The sequence below is a fragment of the Klebsiella sp. WP4-W18-ESBL-05 genome (assembly GCF_014169075.1).
GTDB lineage: Bacteria > Pseudomonadota > Gammaproteobacteria > Enterobacterales > Enterobacteriaceae > Kluyvera > Kluyvera ascorbata_B.
Window position 1 is genome coordinate 48,098 of record NZ_AP022059.1, and the last position, 21,523, is coordinate 69,620.

At 48.8% G+C, this 21,523-nt stretch carries 23 protein-coding genes; 8 read left to right on the forward strand and 15 right to left on the reverse strand.

Going from position 1 to position 21,523, the window contains the following annotated elements; genetic code table 11:
* Positions 1 to 34: 34 nt before the first annotated feature.
* From H7R58_RS24990 to H7R58_RS25020, 7 genes are all read right to left on the reverse strand, one after another.
* Complete coding sequence (locus H7R58_RS24990; RefSeq protein ID WP_000215515.1) at positions 35 to 391, reverse strand: cupin domain-containing protein; 357 nt, start codon at positions 389 to 391, stop codon at positions 35 to 37.
* Positions 381 to 782, reverse strand: a complete 402-nt coding sequence (locus H7R58_RS24995; RefSeq protein ID WP_001293886.1) for a HepT-like ribonuclease domain-containing protein — start codon at positions 780 to 782, stop codon at positions 381 to 383. Before H7R58_RS24995 ends, H7R58_RS24990 begins: the two co-directional genes overlap by 11 nt.
* Positions 779 to 1,069 carry a nucleotidyltransferase family protein gene (locus H7R58_RS25000; protein ID WP_001247892.1) on the reverse strand — a complete coding sequence of 97 codons (291 nt, stop codon included), beginning with the start codon at positions 1,067 to 1,069 and terminating at the stop codon, positions 779 to 781. Before H7R58_RS25000 ends, H7R58_RS24995 begins: the two co-directional genes overlap by 4 nt.
* A gap of 63 nt (positions 1,070 to 1,132) precedes the next feature.
* Positions 1,133 to 1,531 carry a DUF6710 family protein gene (locus tag H7R58_RS25005; RefSeq protein ID WP_012561143.1) on the reverse strand — a complete coding sequence of 133 codons (399 nt, stop codon included), beginning with the start codon at positions 1,529 to 1,531 and terminating at the stop codon, positions 1,133 to 1,135.
* Positions 1,531 to 4,767: a MobF family relaxase gene (mobF, locus tag H7R58_RS25010; protein ID WP_012561142.1), complete on the reverse strand. Its 3,237-nt coding sequence runs from the start codon at positions 4,765 to 4,767 to the stop codon at positions 1,531 to 1,533. The genes H7R58_RS25005 and mobF overlap by 1 nt, the downstream gene beginning before the upstream one ends.
* Positions 4,767 to 6,296 (reverse strand): type IV secretion system DNA-binding domain-containing protein, encoded by a 1,530-nt coding sequence (locus H7R58_RS25015; RefSeq protein WP_000342688.1) that lies wholly within the window; start codon positions 6,294 to 6,296, stop codon positions 4,767 to 4,769. Before H7R58_RS25015 ends, mobF begins: the two co-directional genes overlap by 1 nt.
* Before the next feature lies 1 nt (position 6,297).
* The gene (locus H7R58_RS25020; RefSeq protein WP_001749975.1) at positions 6,298 to 6,714 is read right to left on the reverse strand and encodes a hypothetical protein; all 417 of its coding nucleotides are present in this window, start codon (positions 6,712 to 6,714) and stop codon (positions 6,298 to 6,300) included.
* Between the two features lie 567 nt (positions 6,715 to 7,281).
* On the opposite strand from H7R58_RS25020, the gene stbA reads away from it, so the two are divergent.
* From stbA to H7R58_RS25040, 4 genes are all read left to right on the forward strand, one after another.
* Positions 7,282 to 7,668 carry a plasmid stabilization protein StbA gene (gene stbA, locus H7R58_RS25025; protein ID WP_013279398.1) on the forward strand — a complete coding sequence of 129 codons (387 nt, stop codon included), beginning with the start codon at positions 7,282 to 7,284 and terminating at the stop codon, positions 7,666 to 7,668.
* Between the two features lie 8 nt (positions 7,669 to 7,676).
* Complete coding sequence (gene stbB, locus H7R58_RS25030; protein WP_012561139.1) at positions 7,677 to 8,393, forward strand: StbB family protein; 717 nt, start codon at positions 7,677 to 7,679, stop codon at positions 8,391 to 8,393.
* Position 8,394: 1 nt separating this feature from the next.
* Complete coding sequence (gene stbC / locus H7R58_RS25035) at positions 8,395 to 8,763, forward strand: plasmid stabilization protein StbC (protein ID WP_012561138.1); 369 nt, start codon at positions 8,395 to 8,397, stop codon at positions 8,761 to 8,763.
* 200 nt (positions 8,764 to 8,963) lie between these two features.
* Positions 8,964 to 9,308 (forward strand): hypothetical protein, encoded by a 345-nt coding sequence (locus tag H7R58_RS25040; RefSeq protein WP_012561137.1) that lies wholly within the window; start codon positions 8,964 to 8,966, stop codon positions 9,306 to 9,308.
* Between the two features lie 461 nt (positions 9,309 to 9,769).
* On the opposite strand, the gene ccgAI is transcribed toward H7R58_RS25040, so the two are convergent.
* From ccgAI to ardB, 4 genes are all read right to left on the reverse strand, one after another.
* Positions 9,770 to 9,949 (reverse strand): protein CcgAI, encoded by a 180-nt coding sequence (ccgAI, locus tag H7R58_RS25045; protein ID WP_012561134.1) that lies wholly within the window; start codon positions 9,947 to 9,949, stop codon positions 9,770 to 9,772.
* Positions 9,950 to 10,832: 883 nt separating this feature from the next.
* Positions 10,833 to 11,072 carry a hypothetical protein gene (locus H7R58_RS25050; RefSeq protein WP_000932975.1) on the reverse strand — a complete coding sequence of 80 codons (240 nt, stop codon included), beginning with the start codon at positions 11,070 to 11,072 and terminating at the stop codon, positions 10,833 to 10,835.
* Between the two features lie 9 nt (positions 11,073 to 11,081).
* The gene (gene ardR / locus H7R58_RS25055) at positions 11,082 to 11,486 is read right to left on the reverse strand and encodes an antirestriction protein ArdAB regulator ArdR (protein ID WP_000881513.1); all 405 of its coding nucleotides are present in this window, start codon (positions 11,484 to 11,486) and stop codon (positions 11,082 to 11,084) included.
* A gap of 57 nt (positions 11,487 to 11,543) precedes the next feature.
* A complete protein-coding gene (gene ardB / locus H7R58_RS25060; protein WP_000447669.1) occupies positions 11,544 to 11,969 on the reverse strand; it encodes an antirestriction protein ArdB in 426 nt (141 codons plus the stop codon).
* Between the two features lie 415 nt (positions 11,970 to 12,384).
* On the opposite strand from ardB, the gene mucA reads away from it, so the two are divergent.
* The 3 genes from mucA to H7R58_RS25075 all read left to right on the forward strand — a co-directional run bounded on the left by mucA (position 12,385) and on the right by H7R58_RS25075 (position 15,020).
* Positions 12,385 to 12,825 carry a translesion error-prone DNA polymerase V autoproteolytic subunit MucA gene (gene mucA / locus H7R58_RS25065; protein ID WP_000861760.1) on the forward strand — a complete coding sequence of 147 codons (441 nt, stop codon included), beginning with the start codon at positions 12,385 to 12,387 and terminating at the stop codon, positions 12,823 to 12,825.
* Entirely contained in the window at positions 12,813 to 14,078 is a 1,266-nt protein-coding gene (gene mucB, locus H7R58_RS25070) for a translesion error-prone DNA polymerase V subunit MucB (RefSeq protein ID WP_012561122.1), read from the forward strand. Before mucA ends, mucB begins: the two co-directional genes overlap by 13 nt.
* 150 nt (positions 14,079 to 14,228) lie before the next feature.
* The gene (locus H7R58_RS25075) at positions 14,229 to 15,020 is read left to right on the forward strand and encodes a SprT-like domain-containing protein (RefSeq protein WP_012561121.1); all 792 of its coding nucleotides are present in this window, start codon (positions 14,229 to 14,231) and stop codon (positions 15,018 to 15,020) included.
* 14 nt (positions 15,021 to 15,034) lie between these two features.
* Here the strand turns inward: H7R58_RS25075 and ardK are convergent, their stop codons facing one another.
* Entirely contained in the window at positions 15,035 to 15,376 is a 342-nt protein-coding gene (gene ardK / locus H7R58_RS25080; RefSeq protein WP_000057569.1) for an antirestriction protein ArdAB regulator ArdK, read from the reverse strand.
* Between the two features lie 559 nt (positions 15,377 to 15,935).
* Between ardK and H7R58_RS25085 the strand changes: the two genes are divergently transcribed.
* Positions 15,936 to 16,655, forward strand: a complete 720-nt coding sequence (locus tag H7R58_RS25085; protein ID WP_012561120.1) for a replication initiation protein — start codon at positions 15,936 to 15,938, stop codon at positions 16,653 to 16,655.
* 1,343 nt (positions 16,656 to 17,998) lie between these two features.
* Here H7R58_RS25085 and H7R58_RS25090 read toward each other — a convergent pair.
* From H7R58_RS25090 to H7R58_RS25100, 3 genes are read right to left on the reverse strand one after another with little or no spacing between them, the layout of a single operon-like run.
* Positions 17,999 to 18,646 (reverse strand): hypothetical protein, encoded by a 648-nt coding sequence (locus tag H7R58_RS25090; protein WP_050489294.1) that lies wholly within the window; start codon positions 18,644 to 18,646, stop codon positions 17,999 to 18,001.
* Positions 18,643 to 19,890 carry a hypothetical protein gene (locus H7R58_RS25095; RefSeq protein WP_032650528.1) on the reverse strand — a complete coding sequence of 416 codons (1,248 nt, stop codon included), beginning with the start codon at positions 19,888 to 19,890 and terminating at the stop codon, positions 18,643 to 18,645. The genes H7R58_RS25090 and H7R58_RS25095 overlap by 4 nt, the downstream gene beginning before the upstream one ends.
* A 10-nt stretch (positions 19,891 to 19,900) precedes the next feature.
* The gene (locus tag H7R58_RS25100; protein WP_113535022.1) at positions 19,901 to 20,992 is read right to left on the reverse strand and encodes a hypothetical protein; all 1,092 of its coding nucleotides are present in this window, start codon (positions 20,990 to 20,992) and stop codon (positions 19,901 to 19,903) included.
* Positions 20,993 to 21,523 lie beyond the last annotated feature (531 nt).

The following is a 21,523-nucleotide window of genomic DNA, read 5'->3' on the forward strand; positions in this document are numbered from 1 at the left end:
GACCGCTCATTGGACCAACTCCAGAGATTGGGCTCTATCGCTCAGCCAATACGAAACCGGCATTGGCTGATGCCACAACCGAGACTAACACAAATGGCTCGGTACCTGTATTTCGCGCCCCGTGCACTTGGCCCGGTCTTGCCACGGCTATCTCACCTTCCCTGAGGGCACGAACAATCCCATTGCCCTGAAAGTAATCAGCCATTCCCGACAAAACAGTCCACGTGTCTTGGCCGTGAGGATGAATGTGAGCCGCAATTTCCTGCCCGGGATGGACATGCCAAACCACGATAATTGAGTCTCGGGTTTCAAGCACAACGGAACGAATAGGCTCGCCTTCGGACGGCTGAACATACTCGGCTACAGAAAATATTCTCGATTCAACAGTCATCGGAGATCCCTCTTTCACAGTTGTCGTTACGGTCTTCATCGTCGGCATCCTGACGCACGGCGGGCAATTGCTGGAGCAACGCCGGCAGCCATTCCTGTACCGTCTCCCACACCACATCGAGGTTGATGTCGAAATAGCCGTGAGCCATGCGATTACGCATATTGCGCATGCTGCGCCACGGCACGTCGGCATGCGCCTGGGTGAACTCGACGTAGCCATCCATCACCTTTGTGGCCGCCTCGCCGATGACGATCAGGCTCATGATGACGGCCTGCTGGGTGCGCTTGTCGGCCAAGAAGTCGTCTTTGGCCATCCCTTCCACGAAGCTGCGCGCATCGGTTGCGGCCTGCTGAATGTGGTCGAGGTAATCGGGCAGGCGGTTCTCGCTCATATCGGTTGCGCCTCCGCGAGCACCTTGGCCCGGAACTTCGGCGGCAGGTCGCCGGGAGTCAGCAGATCGACGTCAACGCCGAGCAGCGATTTCAGTTCTTCTTCCAAATCGCCCAAGTCCAACAACGTGGCACCGGGCAGCGCATCGACCAACAGGTCGAGGTCGCTGCCATCCCGGTCGGTGCCATGCAGCACCGAGCCGAAGACGCGCGGGTTCGCGGCGCGAAAGCGGCCTACCGCTTCACGCACTGCGCTTCGCTTCATGTCAAGCACAACAGACGGTCGCATGCGCATCCTTTCTTATCGAAACTCGTTGAGATGATATGCAATCAAGAATAGAATTTCAAGAACTCACAAAGTAACGCGGTGGTTAATATCCTGTACCCACGGATTGCCCTTAGCGCTGCCTATATCGGCTAAAGCACTCCGGTAGCTTGATTCACCCCACGGCCACGGCAGGATCTTGGCCGTCGCAAGCGCCAGGGGAAAATCTTCAGCTGCAAGCCTGAGTGATTTCATGTGCGTGTAATCCATCGCCCAGATGATTTTTGTGAAGAAGAACTCGCGCTCGTTCATGTCCGGGCGCGCGTCCTGGCCCTCCGTGCCAACGGCCAGCAAGTAATCGGCCTGAATTGGCAGTATCAGCGCGCGTAGTAAGTCATGGATCGCCGGTTGCGGCAGTCTGCGCGCCAGATTAATTACCCGGTCGAACTTCAGTTTATCCTGCTTGCGCTTGTCGGTCTGCTCCATCAGATTTCATGGCCCCCTTCTTCATGCTCATGCTCATGGGTGTGTTCTTTTCCGGTATGGCTCTGTTCCGCCTGAGACGTCTGCGGCATGGCGTAATCGTCGTAAATGCTGCTGTCAAAGTCGTAGTCTGATGCTTCGGCATAATGCTCGTAATCGGCATACTCCTGCGCGCTCCACTGCTGATCGTCGGCAGCAGCATAATCATGGGCCAGCTCTGCATCATTTTGCTGTGCTTCATGACGCCGCAGGCCAACGGAATCATCCATAGGGTTCTGCTTAAGATGAAAGGCGTCCTCTGCGTTGCTCACCGGCTGATAATCAGTGCCGGTTGTCATGTTATGTTCATCGGGTTTCTGGTTAAACGCCATGCTTTCCCCCGTGGCTTCTGGCAGACCTTTTTCAGCTGATCGGGTTTCTAAACTGGTATCGCGGCCAATATCCTTAAACCTGGCCTCAAGCCCAAAGAAACGGTCAATTTCTGCGGCCGTGGTTTTCGGGCTGTCGCGGCTCACGCTCGATGCCAAAGATTTTTTATCGTCGGTAAAAATTTCCACCTCATGACGCGCACGCGAAATACCAACATAAAAAACGTCCTTAGAAGTGGTAAGCGATTTGGTATCTATGTTGAACAACACGCGATCACAGGTAAGCCCTTGGGATTTGTGGACGGTGGTTGCATAAGCATAGGAAAGATAAGAAGCCTGTTTTTTGTCCAGCTCAACCGTGCGCCCTTTTTTGTCCTCAAGCGTCAGTTTTTCACCCTCCACGGTTTTCACCGTGAAGCGGTCGCCGTTGGCAACGTCCAGCGTTTTATCGTTACGCGTTACCATAACCTTATCGCCCGGCGCCAGTTCGGCGCTGACTGCCTGGTATACAGACAGCTTGGTGTGTGTACGCGGGCTGAAAGCGATCTGCTCACCGCTGCTGCTTTCAACCGTCAATTTGTTGCCCGGCCCGGTATCAAGAACCTGGTAAGACTCGCCCCGCTTCATACCATTTTTGTAATCCTGTTCGGGGATAATGATTTGCCCTTTACTGAAATAACGGCTGTCGCGGCGTTCCGCCTGTGTCGAATCCACGCGGTCAAGTAGCGTGAACGTTTCGCCGGTTCCGGCAAGCCCCAGATTGCCCCGGATGTAGTCATTGAGGGTTTTGCGTGAGGCGTTCGTACCAGAGATTATCAGGGTGGCATCCTGTTGTTCTGAGGACAGAGACAGGTAGCGATCGGCAAGTTGAGCGAGTCGGGGCGCTTCTTCCTTCAGTTCGTTCACGCCGGTGATATTTTTCAGGGCGCGCGCGGCATTACCTTCAGCGGCATACTTAACCGCCTCAAGCAAAACTTCATTCTTCTGTCGCTGAATGTCTTTCATGTAGCTGGTCTGCATATCTGCTTTAATCAGCTGCTCAAAAGGCTTACCGGCTTCTACCGCTTTCGTCTGTGACGTATCCCCCAGGAATACCGCGCGAGCGTTATGCTTCTCGATCACCTCCATCAGCTGTTTCATCTGTCGGGCGGGTATAACCCCGGCTTCATCAATGAATACGACTGATTTTTCATCCAGCTTTTTATCCTTCGCTTTGAGGAAAGCGGCAACGGTGCGGGCCGGTAATCCATCATCTTCAAGCGCTTTTTTCTGTGTCCCATAGGGGGCCAGCGCCGTGACCTTCAGCCCTTGTGACTCCAGCAGCTCTTTAGCGGCCATCGTCATATAGCTTTTACCGGTACCGGCGTAACCATGTGCGGCCACAAACCGATCTTTGCTCGTCACAATTTCTGTAACCGCGCGCATCTGCTCCTTCTTGAGGGTTTTCCCGGCAAGCAGCTGGCCTGCAATCTCTGCGGTCAGCTGTCGCGGCATCTGCCCCCGGCCGCGTGATTCGATAGTCAGAATGGAACGCTCAAGGCGAATACCCTCCACGGTAGTGACGCGGTGGCTGGTCTTTTTAAGCCTGCCGTTTTTAATACCATCATCTACCGCAAAACGGGCTTTATCCGCACGCATCCCGCTATTCGTCAGCGAGTCGATCCACTCTTTGCGCGTCAGAGTTTCGGCCATAACTGAAGCACCGACCTTCAGAGTTGATTGATACCGGGCTTCGCCCTCGATGATGGCGCCCTTCTGTACCGCCTTCAGGTACGCTTTTTCAACATCGGCTATTGTGGCATGGCCCAGCACCTGCTTATTAGCGATTTGAATCAGCTTCTGGCGTTCAAAGCTGGCATCGCGCTCTGACAGCGACTTAACTGCAAACTGGATAGCCCGGTCAGCTTTAACCTCCGGGCTGGTAAAATCCGGGGCCATGTTGCGCGCTATATCAGCCTCCAGAGGTTTACCGTGTCCCTGCCATTCACGGTTATCAAAATCAATGCCGAGCGTTTTGGCGCGGCTGGCCCATTCCTGGTGAATTTCTTCACGGGAATGCTCTGTTTTCTTTTCACGCGTAGCCATCGAGACGCGGCTTTTCGTCTGAGCATCGGCGGTTTCCCGCGTCAGACCCATTGCAGCGAGTCCCTTTTCAATTTGCTCCGACCGGCGGGAAAAAGCGCGAATCTGTTCATCTGAAAAATGGGCCATATCGAACGTGTTATTTTTGCTGTTGTAACGCAGCTCATAACCGGCTTTGGTCAACTCCAACGCCAGCTCCTGTTTGTAAACATCGCCCAGGTGCATTTTGTTACGCATCAGCTCATCATTTTTGAGCGCGCGCCACTGGCCGTCCTCGCGCTGGGTCATGTTCATGACAAAAGCGTGTGTGTGCAAATCAGGATCTAGCGCCCTGGAAGTTTCGTGGCGGAAAGTAGCGACGACAAGGTTATTGGTATTCTGGGTTACTGATTTCCCCTGGCGAGTCGTCCGGGCCTGCGCGAGTTTTTCAGCTTCACGCACAGCAGCGGCAACAGCTTTTTCATGAGCCTCGATAATGGTTTTATCGCCGTGTATCAGCGCCTGCATGGATACCCCTTTAGGCGCTGAAAACGTCAGGTCGTAGCCCAGACGCTCTTTTTTGGCATCACCCACGTGTCGCTGCATATGCGTGAAGGTATCTATCTCTCCGACAAGCAGCTCTTTAAACCGGGCTGATTCAACGTCCCCGGATAAGCCGAGGGCTTCAGCTCCGGTTCCCTGCCAGGACGTGAATGATGAATCCTTACTGTAGTAATCATCCTTTGCATCAGAGTAGTAGCCCACAACGCTAGTGACGTTCTGGCGGGTAATCGTGGTTATATCAAGCATCAGATCTCCCTCAGTTCAATGCCAGGAACAGGGTTTTTGCGATGGTATTTAACGTGTTTAGCCTTGAACTTAGCGACGGGCATATCACCAGGCAACGCCAGATAGCCGGTGAGGTTTGGCAACATTGATATTTCGGTAGGCGTTACGGCACGAACAACTTTAACGTCGCGGCGTTTACGGACAATCCAGGGCTTCTGAGGATCGGATTCTTTACGCTCAACTTCGCCTTCTATCTCACCGAGTGAGCGCGACATTTGATCCAACGTTTCATCACCGAGACGGCTGCCGCCCAGCACGATGTTAGAACGCATGTTAGCCAGAATTGTCTGAGCCATATCCCGACCATAAACCTTAACCAGCTGAGAATAGGTTTGATAGCCAGCATAAACACACAGACCGCTTTTACGCCCTTTGGTCAGTGCATCGTTGAGGTTTGGCAGAAACTGGAGTGATTCCAGCTCGTCAATAAATACATTAATGCGGCTTTCTTTTTCACCCATACCCAGCACGATAGAAAAAATCGAATCCAGCCAGCAGGAAATTAGCGGATTAAGTGACCTTTTCATTTCTTCCTGCCAGGTGATAAACAGGGTTCCCGGCTTTCCATCATCAAGCCAGTCACGCAGGGAAAAATTACCTTCCGGCATTTTCAAATGTGGGGCAAGATTCTTACTGAGAACAAATCGCGCGCTTCCAACTGCTTTTTCAGACCCGGAAAAAATAGCTTCGGCAGGCGTCCCCATTAAAAATTCTTTTAATTTTTTCTGGTCAACGTTACAGGCCCAGTGAATAACTTCTTCCATAGTTACTGTGCTGTATAGGCTGTGAAGTTTTTTCGAAACTTCACTAAAAATAAGACGGCCATAGCCGAACCATTCTTCAGTAGCCATATCAGGGCTTTCCTGAACAATAGAGTTCACTAAACGCTCGTAATCATATGAACGGCGAATTTCATTGAAAAACACCCAGCCTTCAGTGCGTTTATCATAGGCGTTTAAAATAACATCGCCGGGACGATAGAAATTCTTTAAGAACCCCCCATTTGGATCTAAAGCAATATTTTTGCCGCCTCTAATGATGCTCTTAAATAACAGTTCATTGAAAATTGTGGTTTTACCAGTACCGGTTGTACCGGCAATCGAAAAATGCAAGTTCTCAGCGTATGTAGGTATGGGGATATTAGCCACGGTTAACTGGTTGACACCTCTTTCGCGTGTTTTATCAGCGAGTGTTCTGGCGCGAACAAGCTCTGTACCACGATAAATCTTTTTGAATCTTTCGCCTTTAAACACGCGTGATTTATCATAAATGATAAAAGCGATCAGACCGCCAACACCAATAAACCAGCCAGCAATTAAAGCTGACCATAAAGGCCATAGCGAAAAAGTATTCTTAACCAGATACGGAATCAGGTATTTAGCCGTGGATGGATCAATACCGTAGGTAAATTTTGCAACTAGAAACCATACCATCACTGGAGGCAAAGTAATTGCAAATAAAAATGCTAAGCCTCTTTCTCTATCGTCCATTTCAGCGCTCCTTTTTTGGTTCCCAGACTTTGTAGCCGTTACGTTCAACCTCTGCTTTTGCCGCTTTGGTTTTGCCCGGTTCTGCTATCGAGCGCAGGAGGATTAGCGTTTCAATAGCGAGTGATTCATGCAACATCATCTGTCCTGCCGGTGGGAATTTTACGCCAGATAGCGTTTCGGTTATTGCCTTCAGCTCATCGCGCAGTGGGCCAAAATCCGCATCTGAAGCACGGTCAAAAAGATAATCCAGTTTGCGATTTACGTCGCTCAGCCGGTCGGCAACTATTTTCAACCCGGACTCCCGATCACCTGGGCCAGCTTCAATGCAGCGCCGCAGATAATCTGACCGATTACCTCCTGAAACCAGGTCTATATAGGCCAAAAGTTCATCTGATACTTTTGCGGTTATTATTGGCATTCAGTCCTCACATTGTGCATTTCTTAAACAAAAAATTGGGATCTAACAAGCTGAAATCTTAGTATTACCAAAGTAATAAAGCAAACTCATTATAAAACAATGGGTTATTTGGTGTTTTTAATACCTAATTATTACCGAATATTGACGCTATTTATTTTTTTATCTTTTAAATCAGTACGATAGCGTGATTTATCGCGCTGCGTTAGGTGTATAGCAGGTTAAGGGATAAAAAATCATCTTTTTTGGTAGGAGCGATCTCCGTAGGTTAAGGGTCATTTGGCTAAAAAGCGTCCTATTCTTTGATGGTCATGCTTGCATGACCATCTGAGCAACCAAAAACTACAGATAAACTACAGATAAACTACAGATAAACTACAAAAAACGATTTACCTTAGCGTTGTCAGACTACTAATAGACTACAAGGAAACTACAAAGAAACTACAAAGAAACTACTAAAACCGTGGCAGACTACTAATAGACTACAAGAAAACTACAAATAAACTACAAAACTGGATTGACCCCTTCTTACGAGTGTTGTAGAGTCATCTTCATACAACGGAGGGGGTTATGAATAAACCAGCAGATCTGAAACCCCGCAACTTATCGGCTGCTGTCAGATTGCGCCTAAATGAAATCGAGAACTGGCTGGACAGAGGGCTAACGCGGCATGAAATTGCTGAAATCCTCGACAGCGAATACAGCTTTTCGGTAACAGCCAAAGGGCTTGAGATGGCACTGTATAGAACGCGGCAAAACCGAAAAAATGTATTGCACAATACACATGATAAGAGTAGCGCGAAGGGTGCAGCGGAAAGTGTATTGCACAATACACAACCGTCTGAGCCTGAAGCGCAGGAAAGTGAAAAAGCAGAGAGTCCCGGCATTATTGATAAAGAGTTCTTCAATAAAATCGGTGAGGATTTCAACCCTAAGAAGTTCAACAAAAAATTCTGAGGTGATTTATGAAAGTAGCGGTAATTAATTACAGTGGCAGTGTTGGTAAAACATTAATTTCATCTTACCTGTTAGCCCCGCGCCTGACTGGTGCAAAGTTCTATGCGGTAGAGACTATCAACCAGTCTGCTTCCGATCTGGGTATTGAAAATGTGACCAGTTTTAAAGGTGACGACTTCTCACGTTTGATTGAGGATATTGTTTTTGAAGATGCAGGCATTATTGATATTGGCGCGTCAAACGTTGAAGCGTTCCTGATGGCTATGTCTCGCTTTGACAGTGGCGCGAACGAATTTGATAAATATGTAATCCCGGTGACGCCGGATAATAAGGCGATTGATGAAAGCCTGAAAACGGCACACACGTTAAGTAAAGCGGGCGTGAGCAGCAAGAAAATTATCTTTGTTCCAAACCGTATTAGTCCAGACAGTGAAGTAGAAGATGTGCTGGCGCCGGTGTTTGAGTTTGTCAAAGAAACGAAGATTGGCAAAATAAGCAAGAAGGCTGTTATTTATAACAGTGAGGTTTTCGAATATCTGGCGTTTCACCGTATCTCATTCGAAGTATTGACCGCTGAAGATCCAGAAGAATTCAAATCCCGTGCAAAACAAACAACCGATGCTGACGAGCGCAAAAAACTGGCACGCCGTTATACATACATGAAACAGGCGATTCCGGTAAAAGCTAATCTCGATAAAGCATATGCGGCTTTAATGGGAGAATAAAATGGAAAAGCAGCCGGATAAATTAGAAGTTCTGATGGACTGGTTTTTAGGTGACGCGAAGGAAATCACCGCAACTCAGAAAGAAATGACGCAGAAACTTTCTGAGCTTTCGGAAAAGCTGGCAAAAGACACCGAAAGTTTAGGAGAGACGGCAGACTCTTTTAAACGGGCTTTAGTAGAAAACCAGCGTTCAATTAGCCTGGCAATTAGTGATGATGCTAAGGCGCGCGAGGAATTTCTAACTAAATTCCGCCGCGCGCAGGCGTCCAGTGCTGAGACGTTTACCCGTCAGATCCTTTTTATTACAGCTGGCTGCACCATCGTGGGCGCCGCAGTAGGCGCCGCGATAGCGATACTTTTACTGAGATAAAGCAAACCGGGCGTGTCCCGGTTTTTTTGTCAAGCGGAGCGCGGAGGCCGAAGGCCGGAGGCATTAGTGGCCGCCGCCCGCGTAAGCGGGGCGAGACGGGAACCGGCTCGAAGCGCAGCACGGCAGAACGGCCCCGCAGGGGCAATGCCCGTTTTAATTCATCGTGACAGTCGCGCGTGACCATCACGGGGAGAAAAATAATGAATGACCGACAGCGAGAACTGGCCCGTATACGCCAGGCCCGCCGCCGCGCGCGGCTCAAGGAAGAAGGCACAAGCGTGACAGTCACGCTAACAAAACAGGAAGAAGCAATGTTGCAGGAGCTGTGCCGGGTTCGCCGTCCTGGACGAACGCCTTATTCAACGAACGAATTTTTCCAGCTGCTGCTTATCCGCAACTGGCAGCAGTGGCAGGAGCAGAAGGCACAGCTGGGAAAATGCCAGGCTTGCGGAAAGCTGAAAGCGGAGGGGGGGTGCGAGGGTGAACGGAAAGGCGAAACCTTTAACTGCTGGCTTGCCGTCGAAGCCAATGAACTAAATTTGTAGTGTATTGTGCAATACACATTTACACAGAAACAAAAACCACCGGCAATTCCTGGAACCGGATACCTACGGCTATTCCTGGGTGAACGGTACTTTTTGCACCTGGGTGCGCTGAAAAAGCTGAATATGCAGGGTGACGTTCGCGTGCTGTTCTGCTTTGTAGACTGAATGCGCCAGCTATACGCCTGACTGCTTAAACCTGGTAAAGTTCTGCAACCGGCACTGACCGGAAAGCAAGGCAGGGAAGACCTAAGCCAGAAACCTTGACTGCTCCCCGCCCTTCAGGGCGGGGATTGCGGATCATGTTCTTCTCTTTCAGGGATTCAACGCAGACAAGAAAGGCTTTCAATTTCCTATACGTGAACGGCCGCGCAGCGGAAAGAAACAAGCCCGGTCAATCCGGGCTTGTTTCTTTAGGCGGCTCAGAAATCGCCTAAAGGCCCGGCTTGGCCGGGCAGTCAGTGCTATTTAGTTTGTTGCAGCAGCTGGCTTAATTTTGCCGCCAGTGCATACGTCGATTGGAAAGCGCCTTGCAGGCGCTGATTAGGCAGCTGGTTGAACGCTTCGAGGCAGGCGCGCAGCAATAATTCTTTCTGAGATTCGACTTCTTTTTTCAGTTGGGAAGGGGTGGTAACTGTAGTCATGCTTGCTCCTTAGTGAGCCGATATCGGCAATTTTTCGGGTGGCGGTGTTGCCTCCCGATGATTTAATTATCGGTGATTATGCCTTTAAAGTCAATACAAGTACGGAATTTATTTACCTGTTTTTATGCCCGTCAGGGCATGGAAGGCGACCGCGCCGGACTCCACCGGACACCGGCCGCAAATCGCCGGAAACTGCGGGACTGACCGGAGCAACAGGCCACCCCCCTCCCTGCTAAGCCATAACCCAGCCCGCCGCCACGCAGCTGCCGCACGTCCCCCACGGGGGTGCGCAGTGGGCGCCGCGCGCCTGCGCGCGGGTACGGCGGCCCGCCTGCGGGTCGCGGCGCCGTACTGCGCGTTAGCGGCCGCCGCGCGGCCGGTTACGGGGGACACCGCACCGTCACGGCCAGCGCCCCACTGAGCTGCACAATCCACGGATAATGCAGGAGACGAATCATGATAGGAGGCTGAAGGGGAAATGAGCGGCAGCAGGGGAAGGGGTTGCCAAGCGGAGCGCGGAGGCCGCAGGCCGGAGGCGTCAGTGGCAGCTGCCCGCGTGAGCGGGGCGAGACGCGTAGCGGCTCGATGCGCAGCACAGCAGAACGGCCCCGGAGGGGTGACGTCCGGGGGTTCGCTTTTAAAGATTTTCGACCACATCAGTAAATCGTAGTGACACCATGAAGCAAAAGTATCGTGCAGACCAGAATCAACAACAGTAACAGCAGACCTTTTTTTCGACGTAATAAAACCGGCCCCAAAGCGCCCGCAAGAAGCACACTCAACACGATTTCCGTTATACTAATCGTATTCATAATCTCTCACGTTTCCCTTTTTAGAACTCTGCCACACACGGATAAAACCTTATAACAAGCAACAAAACCCGTTATTCAGACACGGTAATGCCTAGTTTTTTTGCCAGAATTTCAGATGACAAAGAAACCCTTATCGACTTCCCGGTTACAAGGTGAATGATTGTGGCTTCATGCCCTTCAACAGAGTGGGATATTAACTCACGCTGAATGATATGCGTCTCTCCATCATTTCCCGTCACGGCTATTAGGCTCTCTGTAGAACAGGGGTTGATACTACTAATGTTGGTGTTGTTTTCGGTTTTGTTCAGCATCGCTGATCCTCAAATATCGGTTTGTGTTACGTCTGCCGCTTTGCGCTGGATAAGCGACTTAAAGAAATCCGACGCCTTCAGAATATCGCTATCCTGGAAGTCGGGAAATGTCGCTTCTGTCAGCTCCTGCGCCGTACCTGCCCGTATAACGGTTTCATCGCGGATCATCGTTCGCTTAACGCCATCAGCCTGTTTTTTGCTGAAGGAGTGCCGGAAAATAATCGCGTATTGGCCGCCGCTATCCTGATGAACAGAAGTATCCCAGCGATGATTACCCTGTTTACGATAGTGGTGATAGATTTGCTGGCCGTAGCGCTCCTGATCGGAATTACGGTAATCGAACATTAACAGTTCCAAAAGCATTAACCGATCTGGCAATTGCCAGGCGGTAGGGTGTTGAAGTGTCGCTAACATAGTTTCCCCTGAGCGTGACAGTCACGATAAGGCGGGCTTTGCCCGCCTGGTTATCAGTTAATCAATGGCACGATAAATACGATTCTGGCTTTCGTTCTCCAGCGTATTAACGTACTCCCGCAACAGGTGATACCGGTTAGCCATCGTTTCGTTCAGTTCGGCTTTGCCTTCTTCATATGCCAGCCCGCAAAAGTAACTGTAGGCATACAGACAAACAATAATCCCTACTTCGCGCGCGCTGCATTCACCTTCAAAATAGTTAGGTAACGAGAGCCAAAGAGGTTGGGGCGCTTCCATAAAAAACGCGCCATTGCTGGCCTGAAGGTATTCCCAATACCCTCCCTGGTAGTCTTTAGCGTAACGATTCAGAAAGGACTGAATGAAGTGATCTGCGCTGAAGAAAGCGCCACGAAATGCCGCAGGCATGAAGTTCATGCGGGCGTTTTCAGAAATGTAGCGGGCGGTGATTTCGATAGTTTCCATGATACTTCCTCTTAAAGCCGATACCGGCGATGGTTAAGCGGCAGGCACATCACCTGCCACTTTTTAATTATCGTACAATGGGGCGTTAAAGTCAATATAAGTACGGATTATATTTACCTAATTTTATGCCCGTCAGAGCATGGAAGGCGACCTCGCCGGACTCCACCGGACACCGGGGGCAAATCGCCGGAAACTGCGGGACTGACCGGAGCGACAGGCCACCCCCCCTCCCTGCTAGCCCGCCGCCACGCGGCCGGTTACAGGGGACACTGAGAAAACAGAAAGCCAACAAACACTATATATAGCGTTCGTTGGCAGCTGAAGCAGCACTACATATAGTAGAGTACCTGTAAAACTTGCCAACCTGACCATAACAGCGATACTGTATAAGTAAACAGTGATTTGGTAGATCGCTATGAAGGTCGATATTTTTGAAAGCTCCGGCGCCAGCCGGGTACACAGCATCCCTTTTTATCTGCAAAGAATTTCTGCGGGGTTCCCCAGCCCGGCCCAGGGCTATGAAAAGCAGGAGTTAAACCTGCATGAGTATTGTGTTCGTCACCCTTCAGCAACTTACTTCCTACGGGTTTCTGGCTCGTCAATGGAAGATGGCCGCATCCATGATGGTGACGTACTGGTTGTGGATCGCTCGCTGACGGCCAGCCACGGCTCAATCGTAGTCGCCTGCATCCATAATGAATTTACCGTGAAGCGGCTACTGCTGAGGCCCAGACCCTGCCTGATGCCGATGAACAAAGATTTTCCTGTGTACTACATTGACCCGGATAATGAGAGCGTTGAAATCTGGGGAGTGGTTACGCATTCCCTTATCGAGCATCCGGTATGTTTGCGCTGATTGATGTCAATGGCATGTACGCCAGCTGTGAGCAGGCATTTAGGCCAGATCTGGCAAACCGAGCAGTGGCCGTTTTATCCAACAATGACGGCAACATTGTGGCCCGTAATTACCTGGCGAAGAAAGCGGGCCTGAAAATGGGCGATCCGTACTTCAAAGTCAGACCCATAATCGAGCGTCATAACATCGCTATTTTTAGCTCTAATTACACTCTCTATGCCTCCATGTCGGCCCGGTTCGCGGCCGTAGTTGAGTCCCTTGCAAGCCACGTCGAACAGTATTCAATCGACGAGCTTTTTGTTGACTGCAAAGGGATAACGGCCGCCATGAGCCTTGACGCTTTCGGGCGCCAACTGCGCGAGGAAGTCAGGCGACACACAACGCTGGTATGCGGGGTCGGTATTGCCCGTACTAAGACGCTGGCGAAGCTGTGTAACCACGCTGCAAAAACATGGCCCGCTACTGGCGGGGTGGTTGCTCTGGACGATGGCGCCAGACTGAAGAAATTAATGAGCATCCTGCCGGTTGCGGAAGTCTGGGGCGTCGGCCATCGTACAGAGAAAGCACTCGCCACAATGGGGATCAAAACGGTGCTGGATTTAGCCAGGGCAGATACGCGCCTAATCCGTAAAACATTCGGCGTTGTGCTTGAAAGAACGGTACGGGAGTTGCGCGGCGAGGCTTGCTTCAGCCTGGGAGAAAACCCTCCTGCGAAGCAGCAGATTGTTGTGTCGCGCTCATTCGGCCAACGCGTAGAAACCCTGACGGACATGCAGCAGGCTGTCACCGGATTTGCAGCGCGCGCAGCTGAAAAACTGCGTAATGAGAGGCAATACTGCCGCGTCATAAGCGTCTTTATCCGTACCAGTCCTTATTCAGTGCGTGATACACAGTATGCCAATCAGGCAACCGAAAAACTGACGGTGGCAACCCAGGACAGCCGCACGATAATTCAGGCAGCACAAGCCGCGCTGGCGCGGATCTGGCGGGAAGATATTGCGTATGCAAAAGCAGGGGTCATGCTGGCAGATTTTAGCGGGAAGGAGGCCCAGCTTGATTTATTCGACTCTGCTACGCCTTCAGCTGGCAGCGAGGCTTTAATGGCTGTTCTTGATGGTATAAACCGGCGTGGAAAGAGCCAGCTTTTTTTTGCAGGCCAGGGCATCGATAACTCCTTTGCCATGCGTCGTCAGATGTTGTCACCTGATTACACGACAGACTGGCGCTCAATACCAATAGCCACCATCAAATAATTACCGGCGCCGTACACGGGCCGGTTAACCCCTCAACCGGCCGAAACAAGTTTCGGCACGGTTTCGCGGTTTTCGGTAAAAGCCGTTTCCTCTGTATAAAAGATCAGCTAAATTATGTGTATTGCACAATACATATATGTGAGGTTAGCAGTGAATTTGCCTACGCCCGAAACCTACGATGAACTTCAGAGAGCCTACGATTTTTTCAATGAGAAGCTATTCAGCAACGAGCTGCCGCCATGCCTGATAACGTTGCAGCGTGAGAAGCGAACGTATGGCTATTGTTCCTTTAAGCGTTTCGTCGGCCGTGAGAGTGGGTACACGGTAGACGAGATCGCTATGAATCCGGTGTATTTCTCGATCAGAACCATAAAGGCCACGCTTTCAACACTGGTGCATGAGATGGTTCATCAGTGGCAATTCCATTTTGGCGAGCCTGGCCGCCGTGGCTATCACAACAAACAGTGGGCGGCCCGGATGGAACGGGTAGGACTAATGCCTTCTGATACCGGCGAACCGGGAGGCAGGAAAGTGGGCCAGAGCATGACCCATTATATTATTGCCGGTGGCCTTTTCGATATGGCCTGTGATGAACTGCTGACAGGCCATTTCCGGCTTTCCTGGATGGACAGGTTTCCGCCTTACCAGCCTAAGCCTGGCGCTGTGCTAAGCCCTACAGGAAAAGGCTATATTGACGACGAGGAAGATGATAGCGAACACGAACAGGAGGTGGAGGAAGGGCGCGACCCGGTTGAACTCGACGACGAGATCATAGAGGCCATGCGATTTGTAACCCCGCCGCCTGAAGCGCCGGTGAACAAAACAAACCGGGAAAAGTACAGCTGCCCGGTGTGTCATATCAATCTCTGGGGTAAACCGGGGATAGTGGTTTACTGTGGTGGCGAGCACTGTAATAAAGCCGCGTTAGTAGTCTTAAAATAAAGTCCTTTCGGACTTTATTTTTTTTCCATTTCCGAGGTCGTGATGTTATTAATGCTGTACTTCGCGGCTTCTTTTAAAACAGTTTCAGCAAGGCTTGCTGGTATCCAGACCTGAACTAATTTTAATGGTTCGCCGTTCTCGGCTTTAAGAGTGGTGTTCTGGTACAAATCCCAGATTCGCTTAACGGTGCTGGAAATGTTTTGCTTGGAACGGCCTACTCGCGTGGCTACGTCTGATGATTTCTCACCTTTGACAAGCACGGAATAGCCAATATCTGTTGTGATGTGTGCAAAGGAAGCCATTTGCGGCAGCAGCTGTTTCCATTCTGTTTCTGAAATTCTGTTTTTCTGAGCCATCTGTGGCGCCTCCGTAGTTTTGGTTACAGAAAGGATATACTCAGAATAAACAGGGGTCAATACAAGTACGATTTTTATAAACTTTATTTTATTTGAGGGTGAGGCCCGGTGCGGCAGCAGCGCGGGCCTCGATGGTGCCGCGAAGGTGCTGGCGCCATGCTCGGATTAAAACATGAACCCCTCAGAACTGCGAAACTTGTTTTCGCGGTTCTGAGGGGTTGACCGAGCCGCGAAGCGGCGCTGGTAAGCGATGATATGCACATATCCACAGGCATATTTTTAAAAGGTATTTTATAGATTTTTTATCTTTTTAAAGTCTTTTAGAGCTATATAACTCATTGATTTAAAATCATAAATAAGTGTTATCTCTGGGAATCCGCCCACCTTGTTATGGGATTTTCCCCACCTATCTATGGGAAACAGCCCACCTTACTATGGGAATTAGCCCACCTTGTTATGGGAATTGGCCCACCTTATGCGAAACTGTAAAAAATGTATTTACTTGTTTGAACTTTGTGGTAGTGTGGAGAGTAATTTTTAACCCACAAAGGCAAGGCGCATGGATAAGTTGCTGAACAAAAAGATAAAAGTTAAGCAGTCTAACGAGCTTACCGAAGCTGCTTACTACCTCTCGCTAAAAGCAAAGCGCGTTCTCTGGTTATGCCTTATGCAGACGTATTTCACAGCTTCAGTAAGCGAAGATGATGATGAGATGGCTGTACTCGGTGACTCTACTTTCAAAGTAAAGGTGGCTGACTATCAGCAAATTTTTCAGGTAAGCCGTAACCAGGCTATCAAGGATGTTAAAGAAGGCGTGTTTGAGTTAAGCCGTTCTGCGGTAATCTTTTACCCGAAAGAAGGGCGTTTTGACTGCGTCGCGCGCCCCTGGCTAACAGAGGCTGGCAGCCGATCAGCTCGTGGTATCTGGGAAATCGAATTTAACCATAAACTCCTGCCGTACATTTACGGCCTGACGAACCAGTTCACCACCTACTCGCTCCGCGATTGTGGCAGTCTTCGAAATCCCCGGACGATCCGCCTTTATGAAAGTCTTGCTCAATTCAAATCTTCAGGCTTATGGGTTACTACTCATGCTTGGTTAAATGACCGTTTCCTTTTGCCGGAATCCCAACAGAAGAATCTGGCAGAATTGAAACGATCTTTTCTTGATCCTGCATTAAAGCAGATAAACGAGAAAACCCCCTTGTTTGCTAAGTACCGTATTGATGATTCAGGGAAGTTTTTGTTCTCAATACTCGATAAGCAAAATCCCGTCTGACATAAACCAGCACCTTTGAGCCTGTCATTTGACAGGTTTTTTTAATTTCCGTCAGGAAGGTGGGTGCATTCCCACACGGCAGCGGCGCCCGGCAAGGTGGGCCGATTCCCACGTGGCAGCGGCGCCTGGCAAGGTGGGCCGATTCCCACGCGGCAGCGGCGCCCGGCAAGATGGGCGGATTTCCACACGGCAGCGGCGCCCGGCAAGGTGGGCCGATTCCCACGTGGCAGCGGCGCCTGGCAAGGTGGGCGGATTTCCACACGGCAGCGGCGCCCGGCAAGGTGGGCCGATTCCCACGTGGCAGCGGCGCCTGGCAAGGTGGGCCGATTCCCACGCGGCAGCGGCGCCCGGCAAGATGGGCGGATTTCCACATGGCAGCGGCGCCCGGCAAGGTGGGCCGATTCCCACGTGGCAGCGGCGCCTGGCAAGGTGGGCCGATTCCCACGCGGCAGCGGCGCCCGGCAAGATGGGCGGATTTCCACACGGCAGCGGCGCCCGGCAAGGTGGGCCGATTCCCACGTGGCAGCGGCGCCTGGCAAGGTGGGCCGATTCCCACGCGGCAGCGGCGCCCGGCAAGATGGGCGGATTTCCACACGGCAGCGGCGCCCGGCAAGATGGGCGGATTTCCACACGGCAGCGGCGCCTGGCAAGGTGGGCCGATTCCCACGCGGCAGCGGCGCCCGGCAAGATAGGCGGATTTCCACACGGCAGCGGCGCCCGGCAAGGTGGGCCGATTCCCACGCGGCAGCAGCGCCCGGCAAGATGGGCCGATTCCCACGTGGCAGCGGCGCCTGGCAAGGTGGGCCGATTTCCACACGGCAGCGGCGCCCGGCAAGGTGGGCCGATTCCCACGCGGCAGCAGCGCCCGGCAAGATGGGCCGATTCCCACGTGGCAGCGGCGCCTGGCAAGGTGGGCCGATTCCCACGCGGCAGCGGCGCCCGGCAAGATGGGCGGATTTCCACGCGGCAGCGGCGCCCGGCAAGATGGGCGGATTTCCACACGGCAGCGGCGCCCGGCAAGATGGGCGGATTTCCACACGGCAGCAGCGCCTGGCAAGGTGGGCCGATTCCCACGCGGCAGCGGCGCCCGGTGGGTATTTGCATTCACTTGACTCCCCATTTGCATTTTACTTGACTGCCTGTTTGCACTTCTCTTGGTCATCTCCAACAGAAAATAGAGACAGTTTCCTTCCGAGTTGACCGGCAGCTATGAGCGAAGAGCGGACATTGCTAACAGCATCCTATGTGAATCATTACGATCAAATCAATGACTAGATAAGCACAAACCTGAAAAGAGGCCTACTGACGAAGTAGGCCTGAGTTCCTTATATATTTCACAAAATTCAGAGAGTTTCTAAGATGGATAAAAGTGTTGGAAGTTGACTCTCTCTCACACGGAATCTACCCGTCCTAGATAATTCCGTTTCAATTCCGTTAACGAAGAAATGTACGGAATCAAAAACGGCCGAGCTATTCATATATTTATTCTGATAAATTTCTTGGAGATTCTTTGAGCTTACTATTTTTGTCTTTGCTAAAGTAAAAGGATCAACAGAGATATTAGATAGAGACATGGATTTTATCTTGAGGTCAAAGCCCTCAGAAAGACCATTTACAACTTTCCTCAGATCAAATTCTACTGGTCTCAATCCACTATCTTCACCAAATAGTTTTTGCACCATAGTATAAGGCATTTTCATACTTAATGGAGGGTTAGTGGCATATAGTATAATTTTTTTCCCTTGTCTGACGCCAAAGTCCACATTTAAGTAAGTTGCTATTTCAACCTCTGAATGCTCGCCATTAGCATATTCTAAGCTTTGCTTACTAATGCTTCTCATGGTAAATCTTAGTTCAAGCACTTCAGAGTTATTAATGATTTGAAAACCATATCCTTTATCTTCATCATAGAGGTTGTCATTTACTTTGTGTAATAACTCACTTTTAGTTATATCTTTTTCTGCTTTATAAATTTTTACCTTTATCATCATCCAGCCTCCTGATTCAAAGTCTCGCAAGACATAGCTTTCGTTACTGGGTATCGCTTGGTATGCTCTTCGATAATAAAGTCATTAATCAAAAATATTTTTTCTTCTAATTGTTTCATGACTTGATCAAAGTCTGCGTCACTGAGTTTTTCTCTCTCTGCGGATGCAGAGTTGCTTTCTTTGTATAACGCTCTGAATTTTATATTTTTTCCAAGATATTTATCATCAAAACTAAGTTCAAAAGTTATAGTATGGTTCTTAACAACTGAGGAAAATGACTTCCATCGAATTAAGCTTCTATAAAACCCATCACTGCACAGCTCCTTAATTTGAGGAGCGTTCACTAATGATAGGCCATCATACGCGGCATTATTAATGTTAAAAGTTAGGTTTTCATCATCGTCAGATGCCATTTCCTGATTATTAATGTCATCATCATTTTCGTTATCTGTAGAAGGTGAAATCTTGTTTAATAATTCTTGTGTTTCTTCGTTAGCATTTCCTTCAAGATTATCTCCATTAATATCCAGAGATGTTTTTATTCTGCTTACTCTAACCTTTTCAAGACCAGCATATTCAAGTCCTGTTTTTTTATAATTTCCATCAAAATCATAAAGATGAACAGCGAAAATGTTCCTAAGATCAGTATCAACGATGCTTGATAAATCTATTTCGTTGACAATTATGTTGTTACAAACCGTTGATGAATATGTATCAATTATTTGCTTGAGAATTTCTGAAATGCGTGGTGTATAGTTATATCTCACTGAAACATATCCTTTTTTTACTATGAAAATTATACTCCCACTGTACAATTTTTTCTGCTGAAATTTACCCCTTCTAAAATCAAATTCAGTGTAATCAATAGATATATGGTAGGTTTGCAACCCTGAGTAATGATCAATTTTCTCATGCCCTAGCAACTTGGGTCTATTTTCTTTCACTTTGTTTACAACGTCATAGAGTTTCTCTATATCAAATTCTTCATATATACGTTTTACTGAGAAGACGTCTTGGCTGGGTTTGGTTGCCAGTTTATCTTGTACTTCTCTGATGTGATTATATGAAAATGGCAGGTCTGATATTTTTTCTATCAATACCTCTTTTGATAAGTCAGATGGGAAAATTATCCCTCGATTGAAGGCGATCTTCCTTAATGTAACATCTGTGATTTTTGCACTGTTAGAGTGGAGGGCAGTATAAATGTCACTTTCGTTTGAAAACAACGTGGCTTGATATTTATTCATGTCATACTCCTTATGAAAAGTGACATTTTCTATTCACCTGCTTGCTGGCAACTTGGTACTCAAATATAGATAGCTTTTGATTAACAAAAGGAATGGATACTATTTTTTCCCTTAACGTTTCGATATGAGATTGAGTGAAAGAATATATGCCTATGTAATCATTAATGGCGGATTGCAAATGAACGCTTGAGTGTGATGAGAACGGAGTTATAACAAATATTTTGTCAAATTGATTGAGTAATTGATAGTTAAATATATACTCTAAAAGAAATATAAAGTGATTACTGGAATCAACCTTTTCTTTCCAGAAAATATTCAATATTTTATTTCTTATTCTATCGCCATCATCATTTCTAATATATTCGTGTTCATATGAGTAAAAAATCATGCCAGATGTTATCATTTCAATTGTGGCTGGAAGGATTTTCCCTTTCGTTGCTATTTTATTATGCTTGTCAGGGTAAAAATATGTGCAGTTCTCTATCTCAGGAATTTTTTGCCATAACATATTTGTTTCTTGTGTTACTTTGTCAGTAATCCCCCTTCTAGTCTCAATGTGTTCTGTAACATCTAGTAAAAATCTGATCATAGTTGGGTCAAAAACTGCAATCAAAGAGTTCTCTGGAAAATCATAACTTGCTGTGGCGGCTCCATTTAATTTCTCAATTAAATCAGAGTCATATTTATTGTCATGATTATATATAAAAAGTAGGCCGTTAACTTGATATTTCTCATTTGTACTGTCAACAAATAGACGCCGCCACTCAGGACTTCTTGGCGCGCAAGCTACCTGTTGTGATAAACTTCGTAGAGAGCTCAATATTGATTTTGTACCGTCAAGCGTGCTGGCACAATAAGATTTTAAATCTGTTTGTATATACTGAGTTATATCTGAATAAGGATCTCTATATTTGAAGACTACATCCGTAGGGTGAGTTTTTTTTGGATTTTCAGATAAAAGTTGTTTAGCGTTTAGATGAGATCTCAAACAACAGTCCCAACTTATATCCGTTGTTTTTTGGGTTTTCCAGCCTAATTCATCAAAAATTCTACTGGAAATGATACCTGCAATCTCATCAATATTCTTAGTTTCGCCGCCCACGCTTCCTCCATAGTTCGTTGTTTTATATAGTGAAGATCTGATTCATGGTTTTCCAAGCTCATGCGAAAACGATCAATAAAATAGGAATAATCTCAATCAATTTAATCTTTTTTATTTGAATCATCAAGAGCCCCATTACTGATAGGCATCAGTAAGTGGCATCGCTGCTCAAGCTTCAGTAAAAATCCGGTTAGCAACTTCCGCTGTTGGCACACAGCAGCCGTTAAGATGTAAGGCCTTACGCCAACTAAATCTAATGGGACAGATTTAGTTGGTGATGGTCAAGTAATCTGCAAACGGTCACCAAGTAAAATGCAAATGGGTAGTCAAGTCCGATGCAATTACGCAGCCCGGCAAGGTGGGCCGATTCCCATATCGACATGTATGTAGCTTGTGTTATCCGTGGATTGTGCAGCTCAGCGGGTCGCTGGTCGTATGGCGTAGTGTCCCCCGTAACCGGCCGCGTGCGGCCGCTAACGCGCAGTACGGCGCCGCGACCCGAAGGCGGGCCGCCGTTCCCGCGCGCAGGCG